The organism is Sporosarcina sp. P17b, assembly GCF_002743115.1.
Classification (GTDB): Bacteria; Bacillota; Bacilli; order Bacillales_A; family Planococcaceae; genus Sporosarcina; species Sporosarcina ureae_C.
Genome location: NZ_PDYP01000002.1, coordinates 111305 through 136325 on the forward strand (window position 1 = coordinate 111305; position 25021 = coordinate 136325).

Annotated in this window: 25 protein-coding genes and 1 other annotated feature; of the genes, 4 read left to right on the top strand and 21 right to left on the bottom strand. The window is 40.1% G+C overall.

Features of this window, described 5'->3' with window-relative positions:
• Window positions 1-305 precede the first annotated feature (305 nt).
• Complete coding sequence (gene trhO / locus CSV76_RS02545; protein WP_085426512.1) at window positions 306-1280, top strand: oxygen-dependent tRNA uridine(34) hydroxylase TrhO; 975 nt, start codon at window positions 306-308, stop codon at window positions 1278-1280.
• 94 nt (window positions 1281-1374) lie between these two features.
• Here trhO and pstB (CSV76_RS02550) read toward each other — a convergent pair whose 3' ends face one another.
• The 6 genes from pstB (CSV76_RS02550) to CSV76_RS02575 all read right to left on the bottom strand — a co-directional run bounded on the left by pstB (CSV76_RS02550) (window position 1375) and on the right by CSV76_RS02575 (window position 6716).
• Window positions 1375-2151, bottom strand: a complete 777-nt coding sequence (gene pstB, locus CSV76_RS02550; RefSeq protein WP_199173026.1) for a phosphate ABC transporter ATP-binding protein PstB — start codon at window positions 2149-2151, stop codon at window positions 1375-1377.
• Between the two features lie 13 nt (window positions 2152-2164).
• A complete protein-coding gene (pstB, locus tag CSV76_RS02555; RefSeq protein WP_233204400.1) occupies window positions 2165-2959 on the bottom strand; it encodes a phosphate ABC transporter ATP-binding protein PstB in 795 nt (264 codons plus the stop codon).
• Window positions 2960-3007: 48 nt separating this feature from the next.
• Window positions 3008-3892 carry a phosphate ABC transporter permease PstA gene (gene pstA / locus CSV76_RS02560; protein WP_099624661.1) on the bottom strand — a complete coding sequence of 295 codons (885 nt, stop codon included), beginning with the start codon at window positions 3890-3892 and terminating at the stop codon, window positions 3008-3010.
• Entirely contained in the window at window positions 3892-4821 is a 930-nt protein-coding gene (gene pstC / locus CSV76_RS02565; RefSeq protein ID WP_199170380.1) for a phosphate ABC transporter permease subunit PstC, read from the bottom strand. The genes pstA and pstC overlap by 1 nt, the downstream gene beginning before the upstream one ends.
• Before the next feature lie 42 nt (window positions 4822-4863).
• Window positions 4864-5772: a phosphate ABC transporter substrate-binding protein PstS family protein gene (locus CSV76_RS02570; protein WP_099624662.1), complete on the bottom strand. Its 909-nt coding sequence runs from the start codon at window positions 5770-5772 to the stop codon at window positions 4864-4866.
• 239 nt (window positions 5773-6011) lie between these two features.
• On the bottom strand, window positions 6012-6716 hold the full coding sequence (locus CSV76_RS02575) for a response regulator transcription factor (RefSeq protein ID WP_099624663.1): 705 nt from the start codon (window positions 6714-6716) through the stop codon (window positions 6012-6014).
• Between the two features lie 282 nt (window positions 6717-6998).
• On the opposite strand from CSV76_RS02575, the gene CSV76_RS02580 reads away from it, so the two are divergent.
• Window positions 6999-8024 (top strand): NADP-dependent oxidoreductase, encoded by a 1026-nt coding sequence (locus CSV76_RS02580; protein ID WP_099624664.1) that lies wholly within the window; start codon window positions 6999-7001, stop codon window positions 8022-8024.
• A gap of 150 nt (window positions 8025-8174) precedes the next feature.
• Here CSV76_RS02580 and CSV76_RS02585 read toward each other — a convergent pair whose 3' ends face one another.
• Together CSV76_RS02585 and CSV76_RS02590 are read right to left on the bottom strand one after the other, a co-directional pair.
• The gene (locus CSV76_RS02585) at window positions 8175-9158 is read right to left on the bottom strand and encodes an NAD(P)/FAD-dependent oxidoreductase (RefSeq protein WP_085426519.1); all 984 of its coding nucleotides are present in this window, start codon (window positions 9156-9158) and stop codon (window positions 8175-8177) included.
• Window positions 9159-9267: 109 nt separating this feature from the next.
• Window positions 9268-9555: a DUF6509 family protein gene (locus CSV76_RS02590; RefSeq protein ID WP_085426520.1), complete on the bottom strand. Its 288-nt coding sequence runs from the start codon at window positions 9553-9555 to the stop codon at window positions 9268-9270.
• A gap of 171 nt (window positions 9556-9726) precedes the next feature.
• On the opposite strand from CSV76_RS02590, the gene CSV76_RS02595 reads away from it, so the two are divergent.
• Window positions 9727-11418 (top strand): M3 family oligoendopeptidase, encoded by a 1692-nt coding sequence (locus CSV76_RS02595; protein ID WP_099624665.1) that lies wholly within the window; start codon window positions 9727-9729, stop codon window positions 11416-11418.
• 63 nt (window positions 11419-11481) lie between these two features.
• On the opposite strand, the gene CSV76_RS02600 is transcribed toward CSV76_RS02595, so the two are convergent.
• The 5 genes from CSV76_RS02600 to CSV76_RS02620 all read right to left on the bottom strand — a co-directional run bounded on the left by CSV76_RS02600 (window position 11482) and on the right by CSV76_RS02620 (window position 17299).
• Window positions 11482-12963, bottom strand: a complete 1482-nt coding sequence (locus tag CSV76_RS02600) for a GGDEF domain-containing protein (RefSeq protein ID WP_158232731.1) — start codon at window positions 12961-12963, stop codon at window positions 11482-11484.
• A 177-nt stretch (window positions 12964-13140) separates the two neighbouring features.
• Window positions 13141-14820, bottom strand: coding sequence for a formate--tetrahydrofolate ligase (locus CSV76_RS02605; protein ID WP_099624667.1), 1680 nt, complete (start codon window positions 14818-14820; stop codon window positions 13141-13143).
• A 34-nt stretch (window positions 14821-14854) separates the two neighbouring features.
• Window positions 14855-15838, bottom strand: a complete 984-nt coding sequence (locus CSV76_RS02610; protein WP_099624668.1) for a zinc-binding dehydrogenase — start codon at window positions 15836-15838, stop codon at window positions 14855-14857.
• Window positions 15839-16202: 364 nt separating this feature from the next.
• Window positions 16203-16691 (bottom strand): helix-turn-helix domain-containing protein, encoded by a 489-nt coding sequence (locus CSV76_RS02615; protein WP_158232581.1) that lies wholly within the window; start codon window positions 16689-16691, stop codon window positions 16203-16205.
• Window positions 16692-16813: 122 nt separating this feature from the next.
• Window positions 16814-17299, bottom strand: a complete 486-nt coding sequence (locus CSV76_RS02620) for a dUTP diphosphatase (protein WP_099624669.1) — start codon at window positions 17297-17299, stop codon at window positions 16814-16816.
• A 94-nt stretch (window positions 17300-17393) separates the two neighbouring features.
• Between CSV76_RS02620 and CSV76_RS02625 the strand changes: the two genes are divergently transcribed.
• Window positions 17394-17774 (top strand): sigma-w pathway protein ysdB, encoded by a 381-nt coding sequence (locus CSV76_RS02625; RefSeq protein ID WP_085426527.1) that lies wholly within the window; start codon window positions 17394-17396, stop codon window positions 17772-17774.
• A gap of 42 nt (window positions 17775-17816) precedes the next feature.
• Here CSV76_RS02625 and CSV76_RS02630 read toward each other — a convergent pair whose 3' ends face one another.
• From CSV76_RS02630 to nrdR, 8 genes are all read right to left on the bottom strand, one after another.
• Window positions 17817-18116 (bottom strand): DUF1294 domain-containing protein, encoded by a 300-nt coding sequence (locus CSV76_RS02630; protein ID WP_233204386.1) that lies wholly within the window; start codon window positions 18114-18116, stop codon window positions 17817-17819.
• Window positions 18117-18185: 69 nt separating this feature from the next.
• On the bottom strand, window positions 18186-18545 hold the full coding sequence (gene rplT, locus CSV76_RS02635) for a 50S ribosomal protein L20 (protein WP_029052910.1): 360 nt from the start codon (window positions 18543-18545) through the stop codon (window positions 18186-18188).
• 43 nt (window positions 18546-18588) lie between these two features.
• The gene (rpmI, locus tag CSV76_RS02640; protein ID WP_029052909.1) at window positions 18589-18789 is read right to left on the bottom strand and encodes a 50S ribosomal protein L35; all 201 of its coding nucleotides are present in this window, start codon (window positions 18787-18789) and stop codon (window positions 18589-18591) included.
• A gap of 26 nt (window positions 18790-18815) precedes the next feature.
• Window positions 18816-19322, bottom strand: coding sequence for a translation initiation factor IF-3 (gene infC / locus CSV76_RS02645; protein WP_143560340.1), 507 nt, complete (start codon window positions 19320-19322; stop codon window positions 18816-18818).
• Window positions 19323-19813: 491 nt separating this feature from the next.
• A complete protein-coding gene (thrS, locus tag CSV76_RS02650; protein ID WP_085426530.1) occupies window positions 19814-21748 on the bottom strand; it encodes a threonine--tRNA ligase in 1935 nt (644 codons plus the stop codon).
• 46 nt (window positions 21749-21794) lie between these two features.
• Window positions 21795-22025, bottom strand: a binding site (T-box leader).
• A 103-nt stretch (window positions 22026-22128) separates the two neighbouring features.
• A complete protein-coding gene (gene dnaI, locus CSV76_RS02655) occupies window positions 22129-23070 on the bottom strand; it encodes a primosomal protein DnaI (RefSeq protein ID WP_099624670.1) in 942 nt (313 codons plus the stop codon).
• Between the two features lies 1 nt (window position 23071).
• Entirely contained in the window at window positions 23072-24433 is a 1362-nt protein-coding gene (locus CSV76_RS02660) for a replication initiation and membrane attachment family protein (protein WP_099624671.1), read from the bottom strand.
• A 33-nt stretch (window positions 24434-24466) separates the two neighbouring features.
• Window positions 24467-24934, bottom strand: a complete 468-nt coding sequence (gene nrdR / locus CSV76_RS02665) for a transcriptional regulator NrdR (RefSeq protein ID WP_085426533.1) — start codon at window positions 24932-24934, stop codon at window positions 24467-24469.
• Window positions 24935-25021: the final 87 nt, after the last annotated feature.

Genomic DNA, 25021 nt, shown 5'->3' on the forward strand with positions numbered 1-25021 from the left:
ACAAAGCTATTCTACATTTTAATGATATATTCTTATGCAGCTAAAAGCTATAACTTTCCTGTTTTTCTATCTACTAGTATACAATAAATAATGGGTGATACAAGATTGCGCCCATTCCCGCTAGTTACTTTATACTGAACAGTTATGTGAAATAACTTTAGAATCCTTTTCTCAAAAATAAAATTATGCTATACTATTCAAGGCTCGAATTTTGCAACTTCGGGTTCAAGGGATAATTATCCCTTTGTACACACCGATCTCGGCTGTTGTCTATTGCAAAGATTAAACAGAAGGCGGTAATTTATATGGAAGAGAAAGACTATCGGGTTTTATTGTTTTATAAGTATGTAACGATTGAGGAACCTGAAGAATTTGCGGCTTCACACTTGGCATTTTGCAAAGAAACTGGATTAAAGGGACGTATCCTAGTTGGATCAGAAGGAATCAATGGTACTTGCTCTGGAACAGTTGAACAGACGGATGCGTATATGGAGCATATGAAAGCCGATCCTCGATTCGCTGATGTATGGTTCAAGATCGATGAAACAGATCGCCATGCTTTCAAAAAAATGCATGTTCGCTATCGTCCAGAGATTGTAAACCTAAGCTTACCTGAAGACGTCAATCCATTGGAACTGACGGGCGAATATCTAGAACCTGAACAGTTTTTACAGCAAATGCAAGAAGAGAATACGGTTATATTAGATGCTCGTAATGATTATGAGTATGACCTAGGTCATTTCCGTGGTGCGATCCGCCCGGATATTGAGAACTTCCGTGATCTTCCTGAATGGGTAAATGAAAACAAAGAACAACTTGAAGGTAAGAAGATTCTTGCCTATTGTACGGGTGGAATTCGTTGTGAGAAGTTCACAGGCTGGTTAAAGCGTGAAGGATTTGAAGACGTTGCACATTTACATGGTGGAATTGTTTCTTACGGTAAAGATCCTGAAGCAAAAGGTCAGTTATGGGATGGTCAGTGCTACGTATTTGACGAGCGCATTGCCGTTCCGATTAACCAAGTAGAACATGTCATTGTAGGTCGTGACCACTTTGATGGAACTCCTTGCGAACGATACGTCAACTGTGCGAATCCCGAATGTAATGCGAAGATTCTATGTTCCGAAGAAAATGAACACCTCTATATGCGTAGCTGTTCAGACGATTGCCGCACACATCCTCGTAACCGTTATTTCGTTGAACACGATATGACAGTGGACGAATACGATGCACGTATAGCTAAAATCGAAGAATTACACGCAAGCGAAACGATTTCTTAATAGATGAATAGCCAGCTTCCTATAACAGGGAGCTGGCTTTTTGTTATCGTATGTAATGTATGATTAAAGTACCGATATACTATTTACCCCATACTTAACCAAATTTTCCTGCTATGTAGTCTTTTGTTTCAGAAAATACAGGTCTGGTAAATATTTTGGCAGTCTGTCCATACTCTTTTACTTCTCCGTTCAAGAAGAATGCTGTGTAATCAGAAATTCTGGCCGCTTGTTGCATATTATGCGTTACAATAACGATTGTATACTGTTCTTTTAATGACATGATCAGCTCTTCAACTTTTGTAGTTGAGATTGGATCCAATGCTGACGTCGGCTCATCCATTAATATAATATTCGGTTTGGTTGCCAGTGTACGTGCGATCGTCAGTCTTTGCTGTTGTCCTCCTGATAAACCTGTTGCATTTTTGTCCAGTTGATCTTTAACTTCGTCCCATAAAGCGGCAGCACGAAGATTCTCCTCAACAATATTATCCAATACTTTTTTATTGTTTTCTCCATGAATACGGGGTCCATAAGCGATATTCTCATATATTGAAAACGGAAAGACCGATGCATGCTGAAACACCATCCCCACTTTCTTTCGGAGTTCTACGGGATCTATAGAAGAATCTGTTATGTTCTCTCCACCTATCCAAATAGCTCCTTTTGTGCACGCCTTAGGAATTAAATCATTCATCCGATTCATTGTCCGTAAAAACGTGGATTTTCCACATCCAGATGGGCCTATAAGTGCAGTGATTTTCTGCTTTTCAAACTTCAGATTTATATTCTTCAGTGCATGATGTGTATCATAATAGAATTGCAGATTTTCTGTTTGGATAACTGCTTGTCTCTTCGTTTGCGCTACCTTCATCACTAATATCCTCCTATCCGATATGACCATTTATATAATGAGCCGTTTGTTCATGACGTGGATTATTAAATATTTGTTCAGTTGATCCATGTTCAACTACGCGGCCCATATAAAAATAGGCTACTTCATCTGAAATCCGCGCTGCTTGCTGCATATTATGTGTCACGATGATGATTGTAAATTCCTTTTTTAACTGTGATATTAAGTCTTCTATTTTTGCTGTGGACACAGGATCTAATGCAGAAGCTGGTTCATCTAGCAATAATACGCTCGGCTGCATCGCAAGTGCTCTAGCGATACAAAGACGCTGCTGCTGCCCACCAGAAAGGCGCAGTGCTGAAGTATGTAATTGATCTTTCACTTCATCCCACAGTGCTGCTTTTTTTAGACTGTCTTCCACGATTCGTTGTAATTCAGTCTTATCCTTCACTCCATGACGCATTGGTCCGGATGCAACATTTTTGAAAATAGATTTGGCAAACGGGACAGGTCTCTGAAATACCATCCCCATCTGTTTACGTATCTCATGTAAATTGACACGGGGCGAATGCAGTTCTACACCTTCATAATAGATTTCACCTTCCGTACGACATTGCTGGATATCATCATTCATTCGATTAATAGAACGTAGGAAAGTGGACTTTCCGCAACCAGATGGGCCGATTAATGCCGTAACGGATTGTTTCGGAAAGGTTAAACTTACTTGATCTACAGCACGATGTTCACCATAATACACCGATAAGTTGACCGTTTGTAGCACAGAACTTCGTTGAAAATCAGGACTGTTCCCTATTTCCGTTCTATTCATTTTCATTGTGGTAGGTTGTAATGCAACTGATTGCATATGAATCCTCCTTTAGTTGGCACTCATCTTTTTGAACAGTACATTTCCAATAATACGTGATGTGAAATTAAAGAATAAAATTGAAATTATTAATAACGCCGCTGCACCGTCAGATATAGAAGCTGCGTCCGGCATAATACCTTCCCCGTTAATTTTCCAAATATGAACTGCCATCGTTTCAGCCGGTCTAAATGGATTTAAGGGGGACGTAGGTGACAGTGGGTTCCAATCGGTGAAGTCTATAATCGGCGTGCTCATTCCAGCTGTATAAATCAAGGCCGCAGCCTCTCCGAATACTCTCCCCGATGCCAGTATGACACCTGTTACAATACCAGGTAGTGCTGCCGGCAGTACGATAGTCATAATAGTTTCCCATTTTGAAAATCCAAGAGCCCACCCTGCTTCGCGCTGTGATCTCGGAACATTGCTGATGGATTGTTCAACCACTCGTACTAACAGTGGAAGGTTGAATATGGAAAGTGCAAAAGCACCTGATAGAATCGAAAAACCCCACCCCATATACAAAACAAAAAACAAAAATCCGAACAATCCTACTACAATAGACGGCAAAGAAGAAAGTACTTCGATAAGTACACGGATACAACGAATGATCCAATGATCTTTTGCATACTCAGCTAAGTAAATGCCAGCGCCGATTGCAATCGGTATCGAAATGATCAGTGTCAACACAAGTAAATAAAATGAATTAAACAGTTGAGGACCTACCCCGCCCCCCTCTTTAAAAATCTGTGGAGGGGACGTGATGAATTGCCAGCTGAGTTGCGGAATTCCTTTTACAAAGACAAATCCAAGCAATCCTGCCAAGACCGTAATGATCATTCCAACAATTACATATAATCCAACTGTAGCGAGTTGATCTTTACTTTTTGCTGACATTAGCTACTTTTCCCCTTTCCAATCATTCGAACTGTAATCGTGAAGAATAGGGACATCACCAAAAGTATGAGTGCAAGTGACCAAAGCGCATTATTTTCTACTTGGCCCATCACGGTATAACCCATGCCCATTGTTAAAATACTAGTAATCGTCGAAGCTGGCTCAAATAATGAATGTGGAATGACAGAAGCATTCCCGATGACCATCTGTACAGCTAGTGCTTCGCCAAATGCGCGTGCCATTCCGAATATAATAGCCATCATCAAGCCAGGTTTCGCTGTTTTTAATACGACTTTACAAATCATTTGCCACCTGGTGGAGCCTAGCGCCAAAGAGGCTTCACGCAATGAACGGGGAACCGCTTGAATAGCATCTAGCGCTAAACTTGTGACAGTTGGTAAAATCATAATAGATAATACAATCGTACCTGCTGCAATACCGAATCCACTGCCGGGAAACAGATTACGCAGAAATGGTACAACTGCAGTTAAACCAATAAATCCATACACAACTGAAGGAATTCCTACTAGCAACTCAATAACCGGTTGCATGATTCTCTTTCCAGTTTTTGGTGCGATCTCGCTCATGAAAATTGCGGCACCGATTGCAAGTGGTGCTGCAATCAACGCAGATATTCCTGTAACGGCTATCGAACCTAATAAAAAGGGTAAGGCGCCAATAAAAGGCTTACCCAGGGAATTTACTTCCGCTGGGTTCCAAGTAGTACCTGTAAAGAAATCTTTAATACTGCCATCATTTATAATGAAAGTAGATAGGCCTTTCGAAAACACTAAAAATAGAATGGCTGCGGTAATCGCTGCTGTCAAAGCAACTGAAAGGAATGTCATCCACTTACCAATACGCTCCATACGCATTTTACTGCTTTTTCTATACAGTGGATGTTCCATTTCTTTAATCATTTTTGCCATCCTATACACTCCTCCCGAAATTAGTGAAGTTTATAGATACTATCACTTTTTCGTAACAGTTCCTTCTGCATCTCGTTCGACTTGCATACCTGTTACTGGTAAGTAGTCCATTTCGGGAAGTAATGTTTCTTGAATCTCATCTGAGAGTATATAGTCGATCAATTCCTTGGATAGTCCCGTTGCTTCACCGTTTGTATACATATGCTGGTAAGCCCAGATTTTCCATTCATTCGACTCGACATTTTCACGATTTGGTGTAACTCCATTGACTTTTAAAGCTGTAGTTGTTTGATCGAAGTATGAAAATGCTAAGTAGCTGATTGCTCCTGGTGTTTCACTGACAATTTTACGCACTGTGCCTGAAGAATCTTGTTCTTGTGCATCGATCGGCTGTTTTCCATCTAGAGCAAACGCTTCAAAAGTAGCTCGCGTACCAGATCCTTTTGCACGATTGATAACAATAATTTCTTGATCATTTCCGCCAAGCTCTTTCCAGTTTGTGATGTCTCCAGTAAAGACTGCAATCAAATCTTCAGATGAAATATCGGTTACACCCGTCTCTGGGTGACTCACTGGTGCCATTCCGACAACAGCTACCTTATGGTCAACTAAGTTACTTGCGTCCACGCCTTCTTTTTCTTCAGCGAATATATCAGAGTTTCCGATATCTACTGCATCTTCGCTGATTTTACTTAAGCCAGTTCCACTTCCGCCGCCTTGAACGTTAATGACCGCGCCTGGATTTTTTATCGTATACTGCTGTGCTGTCGCTTCCACTAAAGGTTGTAGTGCACTCGAACCTACTGCCGTGATCGACTCAGTTGTTTGCTTCGTTTCTTGTTTGGATTCTTCTTTTTCACCTTCATCTGCTTTCATACTGCTACAAGCTGCGATCACCCATGTACAAAGTAAAACAAACGCCAAAACGGTAAATCGATTACGCTTCTTCATCACTGCGTCCCCCTAGACTTTTTTGTTTTAGTAGCAGCTCTCTTTCTACTGCTTCTTTACTATAATCAAGAAGTATTGAGGAGTGATGGATGAAACGTAAAGGTTGTGTAAAGACTCTGTATAGAAAAAAACAGTAAGTCAAAATAGGGATGAAAAGTATGTAAATGCCAATGCAAATAAAAACTGAAGGTCAAATCCATTTGGGATTCACCTTCAGCTTCAATATGTATATACATAATTTATTTTATTATTTCCTCAAATTTATAACCAAAGCCCCTAACAGTCTTGATGTAGACGGGACGTTTTGTATCAGGTTCAATCTTTTCACGCAGATGACTGATATGGACATCTACAATACGGGAATCACCTGTGTAGTCGTAATTCCATATCGCATTAAGCAGCTGTTCACGGTGTAATACTTTACCTGAATGCCGCATTAAGTATAGTAGTAGTTCAAATTCTTTTGGTGTCAGCTCTAGAGGAATTCCATCCAAAAAAGCTTCAATTCGATCTGGATGGACTAGTAAACTACCATTACTTAATTCTGTTGTTGGCTCTTTTATGTGAATAGAATCCTGTAGTTCTATTCTGCGCAAAATAGCTTTCACACGAGCGAGTACTTCACGTGGACTAAAAGGTTTTGTTAAGTAGTCATCTGCTCCCAATTCTAATCCAAGGACTTTATCAAATTCATCACTCTTTGCTGTTAACATTAAAATCGGTGTGTGAACCTTTTCTTGGCGGAGCTTTTTACATACATCCATACCATCCATTCCGGGTAGCATAATATCAAGAAGTAGTACATCCGGTTTTTCCGAAAGTGTCATAGAGATTGCGGTATTTCCATCTCGGGCTACGTACACTTTGTATCCTGCATGTTCCAAATTATATTGCAAAAGAGTAGCTATTGACTGTTCATCTTCTACAACCAAAACCTTTTTCATTTGGTTAGCTCCTTTACGGCGAAATCATTAATATTTCTGAATGTCTACGTCTTTACTGTACGATGATGCCAAGTAAATGTCTACCTAAATTCTATTTTGTTAGGTTTGTATTCTAACAATCCATTCAAAGTTATTAAGTTTAAGCTGTTCTAACAACTATGAATGACATTTTCATTTCAGTGCAATTAATTGACTTCCCTACTTCGTCCTAGTAATCTTATCATTAAGCTTACTTTTAGTTAGTTGTTGAAATTAATTACACATAAAACTGGAGGAATTACTATGACTCAAGACACACAAAAAGAAATTCATTTAGCTAACCGTCCTAAAGGATTACCTACTATGGAAACATTCAATTTCGTAGAAAAATCAATTCCTGAACTGAAAGAAAACGAAGTACTTGTACGTACGCTATACGTTTCTGTCGATCCATACATGCGAGGAAGAATGATAGATGCAAAATCTTACATTCCCCCATTTAAACTAGACGAAGTGATTGCAGGCGGAGTCGTCGGAGAAGTGACTGAATCTAATTCAGAAGCATTTGCACCGGGAGATTTTGTTGTAGGAAACCTTAACTGGGCAGAGTACTCAGCTGCAGCCGCGAAAGATCTACGTAAAATCGATCCGAGTGTTGCGCCGATCACTACTCATTTAGGTATTCTTGGAATGACGGGTCTAACTGCATACTTTGGTTTACTCGATATCGGTAAACCACAAGAAGGTGAAACTGTTGTGGTATCAGGTGCTGCCGGAGCGGTTGGTTCAGTAGTGGGTCAAATTGCGAAAATGAAAGGCGCCAAAGTGATCGGGATTGCTGGCTCTCAGGAAAAGATCGATTACCTGAAAAATGAACTTGGTTTTGATGAAGCCGTCAATTACAAACTAGATAGCTTCAAAGATGACTTAACTCAAGCCGCGTCAGACGGAGTGGATGTTTATTTCGATAACGTCGGCGGTGAAGTTACCGACGCGGTGTTCACTTTATTGAACAAACATGCACGTATTGCTCTATGTGGCGCTATTTCTTCATATAACAAAGAAGGTCAAGATGTGGGACCACGACCACAGTCGACGATGATTAAAACAAGTGCGTTGATGAAAGGTTTCACAGTAGGAGATTACGCAAAAGACTTCCCTACTGCATCAGCTGACTTAGGGAAATGGTTATCGGAAGGTAAGTTGAAATACGAAGAAACCATTGTGGAAGGTTTTGAAAATATTCCAGATGCATTTCTTGGTTTATTCGAAGGGACCAATTTAGGGAAGCAACTAGTTAAAGTAGCAGATCCCAAAACTGCAAAGTAATATTTGATTAACAATAAAAATAGGCTGTTCCAAGGAGTCATTACTTCTTGGAACAGCCTTTTGCATTTCATAATCTCTTGGTGTAGCTCACTACATATAAAAAACACCTTGTACGGAGAAAACTTTCCGTACAAGGTGTTTGCTCGTCTATTAACCAAATACACTTGTACTGTGCAATGGTTGTACTTTCGCTTTAGGATCCAAGAACGCTTTCGCGTGGCTTATGGCAACCGGCGCTTCACCCATACCTACCGCAATTAATTTTACTTTGCCGTCGTATGTAGTTACATCACCTGCAGCATAAATACCTTCAATATTCGTTTCCATGCGAGAGTTTACTTTAATGGAATTACGCTCCATATCTAATCCCCAGTCCTTTAATGGTCCTAGAGAAGAAATATTACCGTAATTGACTACGACATGATCGAATTCAAGTTCTTTTACACTGCCGTCTTTTTCTTTCAGAATTACTTTGTCCATTTTATCTCCGTCACCTTGTAACTCACTTACAGCATGTGAAGTTAACACGTTGACACTAGAATTGTGCAATTGATTGACACTTGTTTCATGTGCAGTGAAACGTTCTCTTCGGTGAACAAGTGTTACTTGGCTTGCGATATCTTCAAGCATTAATGCCCAGTCAAGCGCAGAGTCTCCTCCACCACAAACACAGATATTCTGGTCTTTAAACAAAGACAAGTCTTTGATACCGTAGTGCAATGTTTTACCTTCAAAAATAGGTTCTTCTTTCAATCCAATTTTACGCGGTTGAAAAGCACCTATACCTGCCGTCAATAAAATAGTACGTGTTAAATGTTGTCCTTTGTCTGTCGTCAGAACAAAATGATCGTCTTTCTTCTCGATAGACAATGCAGCCTCACCTAAACAAATTTCAGGTTTTGCATAGTGTGCTTGTGTAACGAGGTTAGACACTAAGTCTTTCGCCAAAATTTTAGGGAACCCACCAACGTCATAAATGTACTTATCAGGATATAGTTCGATCAATTGGCCGCCAAGTTGTGGCAAACTATCAATGATTTTAACAGACATCTCACGCATACCTGCGTAGAATGATGAAAATAATCCAGTGGGTCCGCCACCGATAATCGTAATATCCACTATTTCTTGATTCATCTAAAACACTCCTATATTTAATTCTTTAATGAGAAGCTATTGGGGTGCACCATTTATATTTCTCTAGTACATTATCCTCTATTTTAAAAAGAATAACATCTATTTTGTATTAGACTGCTGGGAAAATTTCTGCACAATATTGCTCTGCTGCGGCTTGTTCTTCTTCGTCCCATTCTACATCAAATGGACTTTCCGTTGCCAATTCATAAAAATGGTACGTTAACATCTTTCGCTGGCCATCTTTCACAGAATATAGCATACGTAAGCCGGTACCTTCTTCATTGAACAGTTCATCTTCTTCATCGAACTTAACTGTCAAAAGAAATTCGTAGCGCTGACCATCGATTATACCTGTTGGATCGACCAATTCTTCCACTTTACCATTTACTATTTGCATTAAATTTCTCCTTCTTCCCGCTCACTAAGAGTTTACTCTCTCTATCCTACATCATTTCATAAGTTCGTGGCAATTTATGTACGTCTTTTTCCGGTAAATAGTTTGCTTTTCTATTACTGTTACCGGAAAATGAAGAGATAGTCACACTATATGCAAACTAGGAGGACTACAATGCTTACTTTTGAAGATTATGAGTACACTCGCCCGAGTATCGAAAAACTACAAACTGAATTCAAAACAGCACTTACCCAATTTGAGCAATCCAGCTCATTTGAAGATCAATCCAAAATTATTGAGCACATTAACCAGTTGACAAGTGATTACAGTACACAAGAAAACATTATGTATATCCGATCTTCCATTGATACGAATGACATATTTTATCAAGATGAGCGGGATTATTTTGATGAGGTCGGCCCTCAATTCCAAGCTTTGCAAAGCGATTATTATAAATCCTTGATCGCCTCTCCTTTCCGTTCTCAGCTCGAGGATAAATGGGGAGCCCAGTTATTCCATCTTGCCGAAAATGCTATTCGATCCTATTCAGATGAAGTCTTACCCCTCTTGCAAGATGAGAATAAGTTGATCTCCGAGTATTCCAAACTCGTGGCTTCAGCTCAAATTCCGTTTCAAGGTGAAACGCTGACATTAGCTCAACTCGGTCCATTTAAGGAATCACTTGATCGTGCCGTAAGAAAAGATGCGATGAATGCTACTGCCGATTTCTTTGCATCACATGAAGAAAAATTCGACGAAATTTTTGATCGTCTTGTAGCAGTACGTCATAAAATCGCTACTGCACTTGGATTTACAAACTTTACTGAATTAGGTTACATTCGCATGGACAGGATTGGCTATGATACGGATATGGTAGAAGATTTCCGTAAACAAATTCGGATGCATGTTGTACCATTGACCGAGAAAATACGTGGTATGCAAAGCAGACGAATTGGTATTTCTCAAATGAAGTTTTATGATGAACCTTTGCAGTATCCTGAAGGAAATCCAAAACCAAAAGGTACGCCTGAATGGATTATAGAAAACGGACAGAAAATGTATTCCGAGTTGTCCCGTGAGACCGGGCGCTTCTTTGACTATATGAAGCGTAAAAACCTTTTGGATTTGGTCGCGAAAAAAGGGAAAGAAGCTGGTGGTTATTGTACTTTTATCGATAACTACGACTCCCCATTCATATTTTCAAACTTTAATGGAACGTCGGGTGATATTGACGTCTTGACCCATGAAGCAGGTCACGCATTTCAAGTTTACTCAAGCCGTTCGATCGGAATACCTGAATATATTTGGCCGACAACTGAAGCAGCGGAAATTCATTCCATGAGTATGGAGTTCTTTACGTGGTTCTGGATGGATCGTTTCTTCGGTACTGATGCAGACCGTTATCGCTATGCACACTTACTTGAAGGTGTACTATTTTTACCATATGGTGTGGCAGTAGATGAGTTTCAACAGCGCATCTACGATCACCCTGAACTGACACCTGCTGAACGTAAAGCAGTATGGAAAGATTTGGAGGCCACCTATTTACCTAAACGGGATTATGATGGACATCCCTATCTAGAACAAGGTGGTTTTTGGCAGAGACAAGGTCATATATACGAAGTACCGTTTTATTATATTGATTATGCTTTTGCACAAATCTGTGCTTTTCAATTTTGGCAACGTTCATTGGAAGACTTTGATGACGCGTGGTCAGACTACTTGGCGTTATGTCAATTAGGAGGAAGTAAATCATTTCTGGAACTTGTAGAGACCGCCCATCTGAAATCCCCTTTTGAAGAAGGAACTATTGAATCCATTATGGATTTCATCAGTAAATGGATGGTCGATCATAAGATTTATTAATCCAAGAACATAAAAGAGGATGTAACAGAATGTCATAATACTGACGTCTGTACATCCTCTTTTTTATAATTCATTCGAGTCATATAAGGAATATTGATCTTTACCCTTTTTCTTCGATTGATACAACGCCAAATCGGCTTTACGATAAAGTGTATGAATGGTATCTTTCTTCTTCGCCACAGCAATCCCAATACTGATAGATAATTCAATGCCTTCCGTTTCCAAATAGCTAAACGACTCTCTCATCGTTTCTAGCATACTATTTGCACGCTCTATGACGTGGTCATCGGACATACGTGAAAACAACACGACAAATTCATCGCCGCCAATTCGAGCAGCTAAATGATCTTTCCCACTTTCCTTATCAATAATATTCGCGGCTCGCACTAATAATTTATCGCCTTCTCCATGTCCTAATATGTCATTTACAGATTTAAAGTTATCTAAATCAATAATCATAAACTGTAGTGGACCTTTTTTCTGGCGAAGCCACTCTACTGCCGTATCGTCAAAAGCAGCACGGTTTTTTAATCCCGTAAGCGCATCATGGAATGCCAAATGGACAGGTCTTGCAATCATTCTCGCAAGAATAATCGACATGACTATAGTAGTAAATGCAATGAAGGCCGTTTGAAATAGAAACTGATTACGATAGGATGTCAGCACGCTAGAGAATGGAACATCATAGTACGCAATTTCTACTACACGATTCGTAGAAAGTCCAGGCACTGTATCCGCTTTATAGGGTATGTACCGATAGGTTATAGTTTGACCGTTCTCTTTTACTGTTATCTCTTCTTTTTTTAAATTTTTATAAGCAGCTGTAAAAATTGGTTTTCTGGAAGGATTGATTTCTTTTTCCTTACCGGTTCCTCGATCTCCAAGTAGTAGACCTAAGTAGTTGTATAGTTTAATGGATTTTATTTGATCATTTTCATTTTCTAATTTGTGCATCGTATCTAGAAAGTTGAATTCTTTAAACACAAGTTTATCTTCCAATAGATATCCCAGTTCAATTATATAATTCCGATCAGGGGTGGGCATATAGCTAAACTTTTTAAATCCACCTGTGTTCTGTTGAACATCGAGTGCATCATGCGCGAATACCCCTAGTTTCCTACGCTCAGTTAATAGTGAACTGAATTTTGAACAACATAAATTAAAATCCAGTCCTATATCCGGTTTATAACTACTTTCAATCACTACATTGTTTTTATCAATGATAAAGATATCCATACCCATCTTTTTTTTCAATGCTTTATAATCCCATGTTGAAAAATCAGGTTGTTTTTCATACAATTCAAGTAGATCTTGGGAATACTCTATCATATCCCTCTCTCGTTCAACGTCTAAAACATTATATACTTTATCAATAGTTGCAAGACTCGTAATGATCTCATCTTCTGCCACCTGAATTTGCATTTCCAAACTGGTTTCCACATTCTTTTTCAATCGAATATAGTCTGTCACGATAATAACCAATGACAAAAGCAAAGTAAATGAAATGAGGATGCCAGTTAACTTTAGACGAAAGCTTTTATCCACTACATGGCACCCCTTCTCTTCAGCATTTGTACAAAACGTCAAAGAATAGTATAGCATAACAGTAGTTCAATGGAACCTTTTTTAAAGGTATTTTTTACTTTTTCATATGACTTTTTTCAACAAAAAAACAAAGAGCTGAAAACTCTTTGCTTTTTATGACATCATTTTATTAATACATCACATTAACCCTTTAGCATTACCGTCCGCATCTACATCCATATTCAGTGCGGCTGGTTTTTTTGGTAAGCCAGGCATTGTCATAATATCGCCTGTTAGACAAACTAAGAAACCCGCACCTAGTTTCGGTAAGATACTGCGTATTGTAATCGAAAAGTTTGTTGGTCGTCCCAACTTTTTCGGATCATCAGAAAATGAGTACTGAGTTTTCGCCATACAGACAGGCAACAGATCCCAGCCATTTTGTTTAATCACAGCTAAATCTTTCTTTGCTTGATCCGTAAATAATACCCCTATACCACCGTATACTTTTTGCACAATTGCTGTCAGCTTTTCCTCAACTGATTGCTCGACTTCATAAATCGGCGCGAAGTTATTTGGCTCATCCATCACTTTCAAGACTTCTTTCGCCAATAGTTCTCCGCCTGCTCCACCGTCTAGCCATACGTCAGTTAATGCCATTCTCACTTCATTGTCTTGACACCACTTCTGAACCTTTTGTAATTCGCTGTCAGAGTCTCCAACAAAACGATTGAGCGCTACTACAGGTTGCACTCCGAATGCCAGAATCGTCTCTATATGTTTTTCTAAATTAACTAACCCTTTTTCTACCGCTTCACTATTCTCTGCTTTTAATTCCTGTTTCGCTACCCCGCCGTGCATTTTGAGCGCACGGATTGTCGTCACGAGAACTACTGCATCCGGCTGAAACTTACCAATGCGCGCTTTAATGTCCATAAATTTCTCTGCACCCAGATCCGATCCGAATCCTGCTTCGGTCACAACATAGTCCGCCAGATTACGCGCTGTATTCGTCGCAATCAATGAGTTGCAACCATGTGCAATATTCGCAAATGGTCCACCATGAATTAAAGCTGGTGTGCCTTCGATTGTTTGTACGAGATTGGGTTTGAACGCATCTTTAAGAAGTAGTGTTAACGCTCCCTCAACTCCTAAATCGCGCACAGTTACTGCTTCTTTAGTATACGTATAGCCGATGACAATATCGGACAAGCGCTCTCTCAAGTCCTTTAAACTACTCGCTAGACAGAAGACTGCCATGATTTCTGATGCTACTGTAATGTCGAAGCCATCTTCACGTGGGACACCTTGTGAAGGTCCACCTAAACCAATCGTTACATGACGCAGTGCACGGTCATTCATATCCATTACTCGTTTCCAAGTAATACGGCGAGGATCGATATTTAACACATTTCCTTGATGCAAGTGGTTATCGATCATAGCACTTAACGCATTGTTTACCGTCGTAATGGCATGAAGGTCACCAGTAAAGTGTAAATTGATATCTTCCATCGGCAATACTTGGGAGAAGCCGCCTCCTGTCGCTCCACCTTTGACACCCATTACAGGGCCCAATGAAGGTTCGCGTAATGCGATCATGGTTTTCTTACCTAAACGTGAAAGTGCATCTCCAAGGCCAACTGTCACTGTCGATTTTCCTTCTCCGGCTGGAGTTGGACTCGTAGCAGTTACGAGAACTACCTTAGCTTGTGAAGTTTGTTTAGGTATAAGATCTACGTTAATTTTCGCTTTGTATTTACCATACAGCTCAAGTGCATCCAATGGAATTCCTGCTCGATCCGCTATGTATTCAATTGGTTGCATCGTTGCTTTTGAAGCGATTTCCAAATCTGTCAGTGTCTTTACTTCTTTTGTCACTAGTTCCACTGCCTTTCTATGCTGGTCATATAGTTTATTTCGTAATTTCTATAACGATTTTACCGAATTGAACGCTGTCGTCCAACTTGGTAAATGCCTCACTAGTTTTTTCAAGAGGAATTACGGAATCAATTACAGGATGGATTTGATGTTCTTCCACCAAAGTCAACATCTCGCGTAATTCTTCACGACTTCCCATCGTAGTGCCTAGTAGCGAATACTGACCATAAAAGAATTCGCGTAAGTTCAGTTCGACGGTGTCTTCTGTCGTTGCACCGAATACTACGATATGACCGCCTTTTTTAAGAATTTCAAGCGAACGATTAAATGTTGCTCTACCTACACTTTCAATCACCAAATCCACTGTTTCTTCTTTTAGTTCTGCTGGCCAATCGCTGTTCGTATCAATTGCCCTATCTGCACCGATTTTCATAGCATGATTTCTTTTTTCTTCGCTTCTTGAGGATACGATAACACGCGCTCCCATTTTCTTTGCGAATTGAATCATAAACGTTGCGACGCCACTCCCAGCTCCGGGAATAAAGACCGTTTGTCCTTCTTCTATACGACCTCTAGTCACCAATGCACGATAACCGGTAAGCCCCGATAGAGCGATGACTGCGGCTTCATTCCACGTAAGATGTGATGGCTTTTTCTCTAGCTGTTCTGAGGATATGCAAATTTTTTCAGCAAACGTACCATGATCTGGCATACCTAGAATATCAAATTCAGCTGGTGGTGCATCGCTTTCTTTGAACCATCGAAGTGATGGATTGATAATGACTTCATCTCCAACATTCCAACCAGTTACACCTTCACCGATTGATTCGATCGTGCCTGCGCCGTCTGAGCCTAGTGCCAATGGTTCTTTGACGTCTCCACGTCGTTTGGGTATAGCTGTATCACGTCGGTTGAGTCCTGCTGTTTTCAATGCGACAATTACTTCACCGTTTCCAGCTGAGGGATCGGCGATATCTGTATAGTGCAACTCACCATTTTCATGAACGAATGCTTTCAATCAACTCATCCTCCTTGGGTTTATCTACGACTCTATCATAACGCATTTCATTCTATATTCCTACATTTCACGCTATTTGATTAATAATTATTTGGGAATAAAGGGTGTGGCTGACGGGGTGTTGGGGTAGGGATCAGCGCTACGGAGGGGACGCTTTCCTAGAGGGCTCGCGGTGAGCCAACCAGTCGCGTTGCCCCTTGGTTGTCTCGCCTGTCGAGCTGATCCTCTGGGAAAGCTTCCGCCAACTGGAGCTTCTATCCCTTCGTACTGTCAAACTAATTCATTGTACTTACCTGATTTAGATTGTAAGCCTCAGATTATACAAAAAATAACCCTAGAAGCATACTAACTTCTAGGGTTATTTTTATAGCGTACGTCTTTTATATTTAGCAAGCTCGAGTAGTTCTAGTACATCTTTTTTTGGTAGACGGATAGCCAGCTCCATTAGCTCTTTTTCAGCTGAGCGACGTCCTTTACCGCTGCGATACTTCTCTTTGTTCACAGAGTCAATTTCTGCATATAGCTCATCAGTCTCTGTTGGCCACGTACCTGAGGTTTCGACATTCATCGTTTCACGAAGGCGATCATAGAGTGATTCTACTGTATTACCTGTCGTTTTGATATACGGTGTAAAAGTCACCTCGCCCATGATCAATTCATCCGTGGAAACAGAGAAACGCTCTGAAATTTTAGCAATCCATGCAGCAGATGGAGCATTTTTACCGCGCTCCCAATCTTTAATTCGGCTGGCTGATGTACCAATAGCCGCGCCAAATGCCATCATTGACAGTCCACGACGTTCTCTCAGTGCCTTTAAACGCAATCCAAAATCATCTTTACTCCATTCGTTCAACGAAATACCCCCTGTATGACCTATGTTGTATTAATTTTATTATCAAAACAGTCTCTTTGTCAATTTATTTTTATATGAAATGTCTTTTATAGCTTAATTTGTGACAAGCCTACTGTTACCGCTTAGTATCCGCTTCTTTGACGAGCGTAGTTCTCTTCATTTTTATCAATATAAGCTTGAATAATTTGATCTTCGGTAAATCCAAGCGTATTCGCAAGTGCACCGTAATTCACCCATATATTTTTATAATCTTCAAATGTTAATGAATCCAAGAATGTATAAATGGATCGACCTGTTTGAATGAATAATTGAGTCAAGTTTTGATCAGTACTTTCCCCTGCAGGCCATTCTTCCAATCCGTCAAAGTTTTTTTCGATTCCTAGAGATAATAAGAAATGAATAGAATCTACATACTCTTCTAAGATGACGTCATTAGCGGAAGGGCCTTTAGTGCTCCAGAATTTAAAACAACGGGTTTCATTAGCCAACTCAGAAAGTTCGACTAGTAGTGCCAAACCTCTTTCCGTGAATGTTTCATTCGTTTGATGATTTTTTTGTATGTATGTATCGAGCGCTTTTTGCATTTCAAATAGTTGATGTAATTTCATTTGAATTCCCTCCAACGTTTTGCTTTAAAATGAAACCTTCTATGCTGCTCATCCGTATAGTACAGTACTATATAATTTGCAGGAGCTGATTTCATTGATTTTATTGATTCGTGTCTTCATTATAGCACTTGTCATTTATTTATTTTATGCCGGCATTCGCTATTTGACTGATGCCAAGCGAAAGCTGGACGAAGCGTATGAAAAAGAACAATATTATTTTTATGATGACGCCAAAAATATCCGTAAAAACTTCTTCATTACGTACAAAGGTGCAATGTTTGAAGGTGAGAAGTATTTAGGCACTACACCCAATTCATTTGATGTAGTTTCCATCTTTATTTGGGTGAAGAACGAATCCAAATTACAAGGTATGACAAAAGAAGATTTTCACTTCCTGGAATCGGAAGTCCAGACGTATTATCCATATGCCGAAATCAATTGGAAGAATCCAATTGAACAGTTAATGAAATCCTAATTTTAAGGAAATAGTTGCTCGCGACTATTTCCTTTTTTTATGTCAAAACATAACAGTAGCCGGTAATTTCACACCGTATGCTGCAAGTAAAATTACAATATCAAGTAGCATCAGAAGTAGAAATCCAATACGAAAATTGGTTTTTCTCGTTTTGTGGTGAAAGAACTGCATACCAAAGTACGCTCCTACTCCCCCACCAAGCAAAGCCAGCAACCATAGATTTCTTTCTGGTATGCGCTGCTTTTTCTTCTTAGATTGTTTTTTATCATATCCCATTGCTGCGAATGCCCAGATAGACAGGATTACCATATAAATCAATAGAGTTTGCGCCATTTCAGCCATTCCTCCATACGAAAAAATCCACCTTCATTTCCATATAAGAATGAAAACGAAAGTGGATTTTGGTTCATCTTATTTTGCTACAGATTTTTTTGCTGTCTCTGCAAGTTGTGCAAATGCTGGTGCATCTGTCACTGCAAGTTCTGCAAGCATCTTACGGTTTACATCGATGCCAGCTACTTTCAAGCCGTGCATTAATGTGCTGTATGAAATACCATTCACACGAGCAGCCGCGTTGATACGTGTGATCCATAGTCTACGGAAATCACGTTTTTTGTTACGACGGTCACGGTAAGCATAGTTATAAGATTTCATAACCTGTTGGTTTGCTACCTTATATAGTCTATGTTTTGAACCGAAATAACCTTTTGCTAATTTTAATACTTTTTTATGACGCTTGCGCGTTACTGTTCCACCTTTTACGCGTGGCATAGTGCATTACCTCCTGCTTATCCTATAAGTGTGTGTTTCGATCTTACTTCATGTTTGTTAGCATTTCGCGAATACGCTTGTAATCGCCTGAAGAAACTAGTGAAGACTTACGTAAGTGACGCTTAGCCTTCGTAGATTTGTTAGCAAAAAGGTGACTTGTGTAAGCACGGCCACGCTTTAATTTACCAGTTCCAGTTCTTTTGAAACGTTTCGCGGAACCGCGGTGAGTTTTCATTTTTGGCATGTTCTGTTCCTCCTAAATTGTTCGTCTTACTGTTTTTCGGCAAGCGGTGCAAGTATTAAGAACATGCTCCGGCCTTCCATCTTGGGCTTAACTTCAATAGTTGCTACTTCCTTGCAAGCTTCTGCAAAGCGATCAAGAACTCTTTGGCCAATTTCTTTGTGTGTAATCGCACGGCCGCGGAAACGAATTGAAGCTTTTACCTTATCCCCATTTTCAAGGAACTTGATTCCGTTACGAAGTTTCGTTTGGAAATCATGCTCATCAATTGTTGGACTAAGTCGAACTTCTTTCATGTTGATGATCTTTTGGTTCTTACGTACTTCACGCTCTTTCTTTTGCTGTTCGAACTTGAACTTTCCATGGTCCATAACACGAGCTACTGGGGGCTTCGCTTGTGGAGCAACAAGAACTAAGTCCAGGTTTGCTTGAGCAGCAATTTCTAAAGCTTCATTACGCGTTTTGATACCGAGTTGCTCGCCGTTGTGATCAATTAATCGCAGCTCACGTGCTCGGATACCATCATTTACGTACATGTCTTTGCTAATAGTAATCCACCTCCGAATATTGTCTCGTGAATACACGTTTTGGTATGTCGGATTGTCCGACTTAAAGGTCCCACAGGTCCATCCATTTTACGAAATAAAAAAAGTAGACAAATTATGATTTGTCTACCCGCGCAAGTAACCTATGCACGTATGCATAGAAATCACTAAATGTGCTAACCTGGCAACAACTACATTGCGTCGATCAGGTGAGAAGCGGGTAGCCTCTTCTTATACCACAAACTGTATTCAGTTAACCTTATTTATATTACCATGTTTCGTATCTTTTGTCAACAACCCTGTAGATCATGTTGTCGGATACATAGGTTATGTTTGAATTAATTCAACTTTGTAAGTATAGCGCATAGTGTTTACTATTGCAACTATTATTTTCATTTGTACTTTCATAGCAAGCGCTAGTTACGCTTTTAAACTTACTAAAGGGCTTGCGGGCGACTGCCGCAAGCGCCTTCTTCTATCTATTAGTCCTTCTTGACATCTTCTTTAATCGCCTCAAGAAATGCTTCGAACGACATGCTTTCGGAATTTTGTTCGCCGTATTTACGAACGTTCACTTCGCCAGCTTCCATTTCACGATCACCTAGTACAAGCATGTATGGAACTTTTTGTACTTGTGCTTCACGAATTTTATAGCCAAGCTTTTCGTCACGACTGTCAACATCTACTCGGAAACCAGCCATCGTTAGCTTTTCTTTCACATCTTCTGCATAGTCGAGGTGAACATCAGACGACACGGGAATCAGTTCAACTTGGATCGGTGCTAACCATGTAGGGAAAGCTCCTTTATATTCTTCAATTAAGAATGCCACAAAACGTTCCATTGTAGATACTACACCACGGTGGATTACGACTGGACGATGTTGCTTGCCGTCTTCACCGATATATGTGAGATCAAAGCGCTCTGGCAATAAGAAATCAAGCTGAGCAGTAGAAAGAGTTTCTTCCATACCAATTGCTGTTTTAACTTGTACATCCAGCTTTGGACCGTAGAATGCCGCTTCGCCTTCTTCTTCTGTATATGGAAGTTCCATCTCATCCATTGCTTCTTTTAACATAGCTTGTGCGCGTTCCCACATTTCATCGTCATCAAAATATTTCGTTGTATCTTCAGGATCGCGATACGATAGACGGAATGAATAATCTTTGATATTGAAGTCTTTATATACTTCAATGATCAACATGACAACACGTTTAAACTCTTCTTTAATCTGATCTGGGCGCACGAAGATATGTGCATCGTTCAATGTCATTCCGCGTACACGTTGAAGACCTGAAAGTGCTCCAGACATTTCATAACGGTGCATTGTGCCGAGTTCTGCCAAACGAAGTGGCAAGTTACGGTATGAATGAATACCATTTTTATAAATCATCATGTGATGCGGACAGTTCATCGGACGCAGTACTAGATCTTCATTGTCCATGCTCATTGCAGGGAACATACTGTCCTGGTAGTGATCCCAGTGTCCTGAAGTTTTGTAAAGTTCTACACTTCCTAGTACTGGAGTATATACGTGCTGGTAACCTAATCTTTCTTCTTTATCTACAATATAGCGCTCTATTACGCGTCGGATGGTAGAACCTTTTGGCAACCATAACGGAAGACCTTGACCGACTTTTTGTGAATTCGTGAAGAGGTTCAATTCTTTACCGATTTTACGGTGATCGCGCTCTTTCGCTTCTTCAAGCATGCGTAAATGTTCTTTCAGCTCATCTTTTTTAAAGAAAGCTGTTCCGTAGATACGCTGAAGCATTTTATTATCCGAGTTCCCTCTCCAATACGCCCCTGCGATGCTTAACAATTTAAATTCTTTTAGTTTACCTGTAGACGGGACGTGAATACCACGGCATAGGTCAAAGAATTCACCTTGTTCATAAATAGAGACTTGTTGATCTTCAGGAATCGCTTCAAGAAGTTCCAATTTGTATTCATCATCGATTTCTTTAAAACGCTTTTCCGCTTCCGCACGAGATACATCGTGACGAATGATCGGCAAGTTTTCACCGATAATGCGTTTCATTTCTTTTTCTAATTCAGGTAAGTCTTCAGCTGTAATCGGTGTAGGTGAATCGATATCATAATAGAATCCATTATCGATAGTAGGACCTATTCCTAGTTTCGCATCTGGGAATTTACGTTTGACGGCTTGCGCCAAAAGGTGAGCCGTACTGTGGCGTAAAATGTCCAATGCTTCATCTGATGTTGGAGTAATGATGCTAATATCTCCATCTGTATGGATTGGAGTTTTTAAATCGATTAATTGGTCTCCAATCTTCCCTGCCAATGCGCTTTTGCGTAATCCAGGACTGATGGAGCCTGCGATTTCTTCCGTTGTTACACCGTTCTCAAATTCTTTTACTGCACCGTCTGGAAATTTTAATTGAATGTTTTCTGACATTTGTATGACTCCCTTTCTTTTATTGAACGCAAAAAAGCCTCATCCCTAAAGGGACGAGGCTTGAGCTCGTGGTTCCACCCTTCTTCCTTCCATTCGCAAAAAAGCGAAAAGACCGAAGCTTTCGATCGGCTAACAGGCCGTTACCGTCATCAGCTACTTACTTTCACTGATGCTGCTCGGAGGTGGTAAATTTACTTTCTGCCTACAAGGGTCTCAGCCATGCCCCTGTTCTCTGGATAGGTGAAAAATAAATTATTGTCCTCTTCGATGCATTTAGACATTTTATTTATGTTGAACTGTGTAAATAGTATAGAAAAGTCTGAGCGTAATTGCAAGTATATTTTATTAATTATTTCAACAAAGCCGTGTATGTTGAATAATTAATCCCGCCAGTTCTCGCCACCGAGTTTGAATGGTTGGCTGACCATGCGGATCCTCTCCATAATTCGTGCCGCTTTAATAGGCTCTTTTTCCCCACGCTGACTCGTTGTAAGATGGTGTTCCAATTCATTGTAATTAAAATTGGAGGTGAAGAATACTGGCAACTTTTCAGCCATACGGTACTGCAGGATGGTACCTAGCACTTCATCCCTTGTCCACGTTGACATCGTTTCCGCACCGATATCATCGAGCATCAATACTGGAGCTCGTTTTACGAATTCCACTTTTTCGTCCAGCGTTTGGTTTTGGATAGATTGCTTCATTTCACGAAGGAATTCTGGTACATAGACAACGACGGTCTGTATACGTCTAGTCGCCAATTCATTCGCTAACGCACCTAAAATGAAGGACTTTCCAATTCCAAAGTTTCCGAATAGGTAGAATCCACGTTCCGGAACCTTACCGGTAGACTCGATTTGATTCAAGAAGTCTTTAGCAGCCCGCATAACGATCACGCGACTATCTTCTGAAAGGAAGTCAACGTCAGATAAGCGCGCTTCCATGACTTCTCTAGGCATGTACATACTATTAACCATTTTAGAGATATTTCTACGTTCATCTTCCAATTGCTTCGTAGGACAGATGATGTAGTCAATATCAATAAGGCGCTGTGCTATGACTAATTTCGGCTCAAAGCCTTTCATGACATTTATGCATCCATCCAGATTCGGACAGCGCTCACAGGCATGGGAAGCGGTAGTGTATTCATATAACTTACCCAAACTGCGGTTGACTACTTCTGTGTTTATTTCATCTGAATGTTTGTGAATGAAATGTTGGACACCTGGATCTTCCATCACTTCTGTTCGAAGTTCGTCGTATTTTTGGGCTAATGAAGGAGCATTAACTACTCGTTTCATCGCATCTCCAATTCGTTCCATATTATTTCACCTCTGATTCTTGAATCCCCAATTCTTTCAATAACTTTTGGCGCTCTTCTTCAACATTGAAATCATTAGGTTTTTCGGATTTCTCGTTCTTTTTATCACGCTTATTAAACCATTCGGGAACTTTTTCTTCCCTAGTTGTTTTTCGATTTCTTGGTGTCGATTGCTTGCCTTCTTTAAGCCATTTCATGTATTGATCATGTTCTTCCCTAGATAGCTTCAAAGCCGTTTTAGCATCATTTACTTGTTTATTCGCCCAATGCGAAGCAATACGTTCCACAAAACTACTTGTAATTTTACCGTCATTACGCAACATCACATATTGTAACAAGACATTGACGACGCCAACTGGAAACTTGTGTAAATTGATCAATCGTTCAGCGAGCTGGATATCCACTAGGAAAGGTTCTTTCTTACTCACTTTGCGCAACATTTCTTTCGGCGGTGTATGTTCCAAATAGAATAGTAATTCTTCGTCACGACTCATGTTCTCTTTTGGTACTTCATCAACAACGGGCTGTGTAAATACTGACTGCAATTTAGGCGGTTGCATTGACGTATTCATCTTATAAAACTCCGCTGCTGCCTTTCGAACTTTCTCTTCTGTCAGCTGATGATTTTCATCCATCGCAATCATGACGACTTTTTGCATATCGAGCGGGCTGAGTGAATACAAGAAAGCCAGCATCGCAATCATTTCCTGAGAAATAGTTCGTAACGAAGCTTTGGGGATCATTTGTTCCGATAGACCGTTATAAAATAAATCGAAATTAAAGTTAGCTACATAAAAGGGTATGCCGGGTGGTTCACTTTTCCCTTGAAACTGCATTCCTGCAGTCAATTCCATCGCTTGATCGCCTCTTGCTGGTTTATAGACATCTAAAAACGTCCTTGAGATGTCGTGATACTCTTCTTTCGCAATCGGCTCTTCTAAAAACCGGCCACGTAATTGACGATACGGCTGCTCCCCGATCTTACTGAATAAAAATGTAGATAAAAGCGGGTCATTAAAAAAAGAAGGTGCGTCAAGCGGCGGTAATAGTTCATAAAGGAAAGACCGCTTATCCACTTCATGTTTTTTCTTATACGTTCGTAATAATCCTATAGCTTCCAATGAAATCCGTGCTTCAAAAATAGACTGAAGTGGAAAAGAAGACATATTCATTAAGTAATAGTGGGTATGTTCTTGCGGTTCCTTACTCTCCGCATCCGTCCAGAGCGTCATAAACAAACTGATCGCTTCAGGACCGATAAGTGGCTGATAGAATAATGTAAGCATCTGTCGGTCATACGCAGAAAAAGGATGTGCTAATTTCACTTCGAAGGAATCGACAGGCTGCAACTCTGTGTAAAGCATTTCGACAATCGCCTCCCCTTCTAGTTAAACGCCTTACTTTTGTTCATCTTTCCTGTTTTGTAATTGTTGTAATTCGTCAATAAAGACTGTGATGTCTTTGTAATGGCGATAGACAGATGCGAATCGAACATACGCTACCTCATCTACATCCACTAAGCGTTCCATCACCATTTCGCCTACTTGTTCAGAATCTATTTCGACATTTCCTGAGCTTCTCAGTTCTTTTTCGATAGAAACTACGATTTCTTTTAATTGTTCAATCGGGACCGCACGCTTTTCGCAAGCGCGAATTAACCCTCTCAGCAACTTTTCACCGCTGAATTCTTCGCGTGTCTTATCTTTCTTTACGACAACTAAGGGAGAATGCTCCACTTTTTCAAATGTAGTGAAACGAAAACTGCATTTTTCGCATTCACGTCTTCTTCGAATTGAATGGTTTTCTTCCGCAGGCCGTGAATCAATCACGCGTGTTCCGTTGTAGTGACAAGCTGGACATAACATAGTTAGTTCCTCCGCATATTCATTAGTACTTTTCATTATAACAGAAACTATCCGTACAACAACAAACGGACATAGAAAAGCACTTCA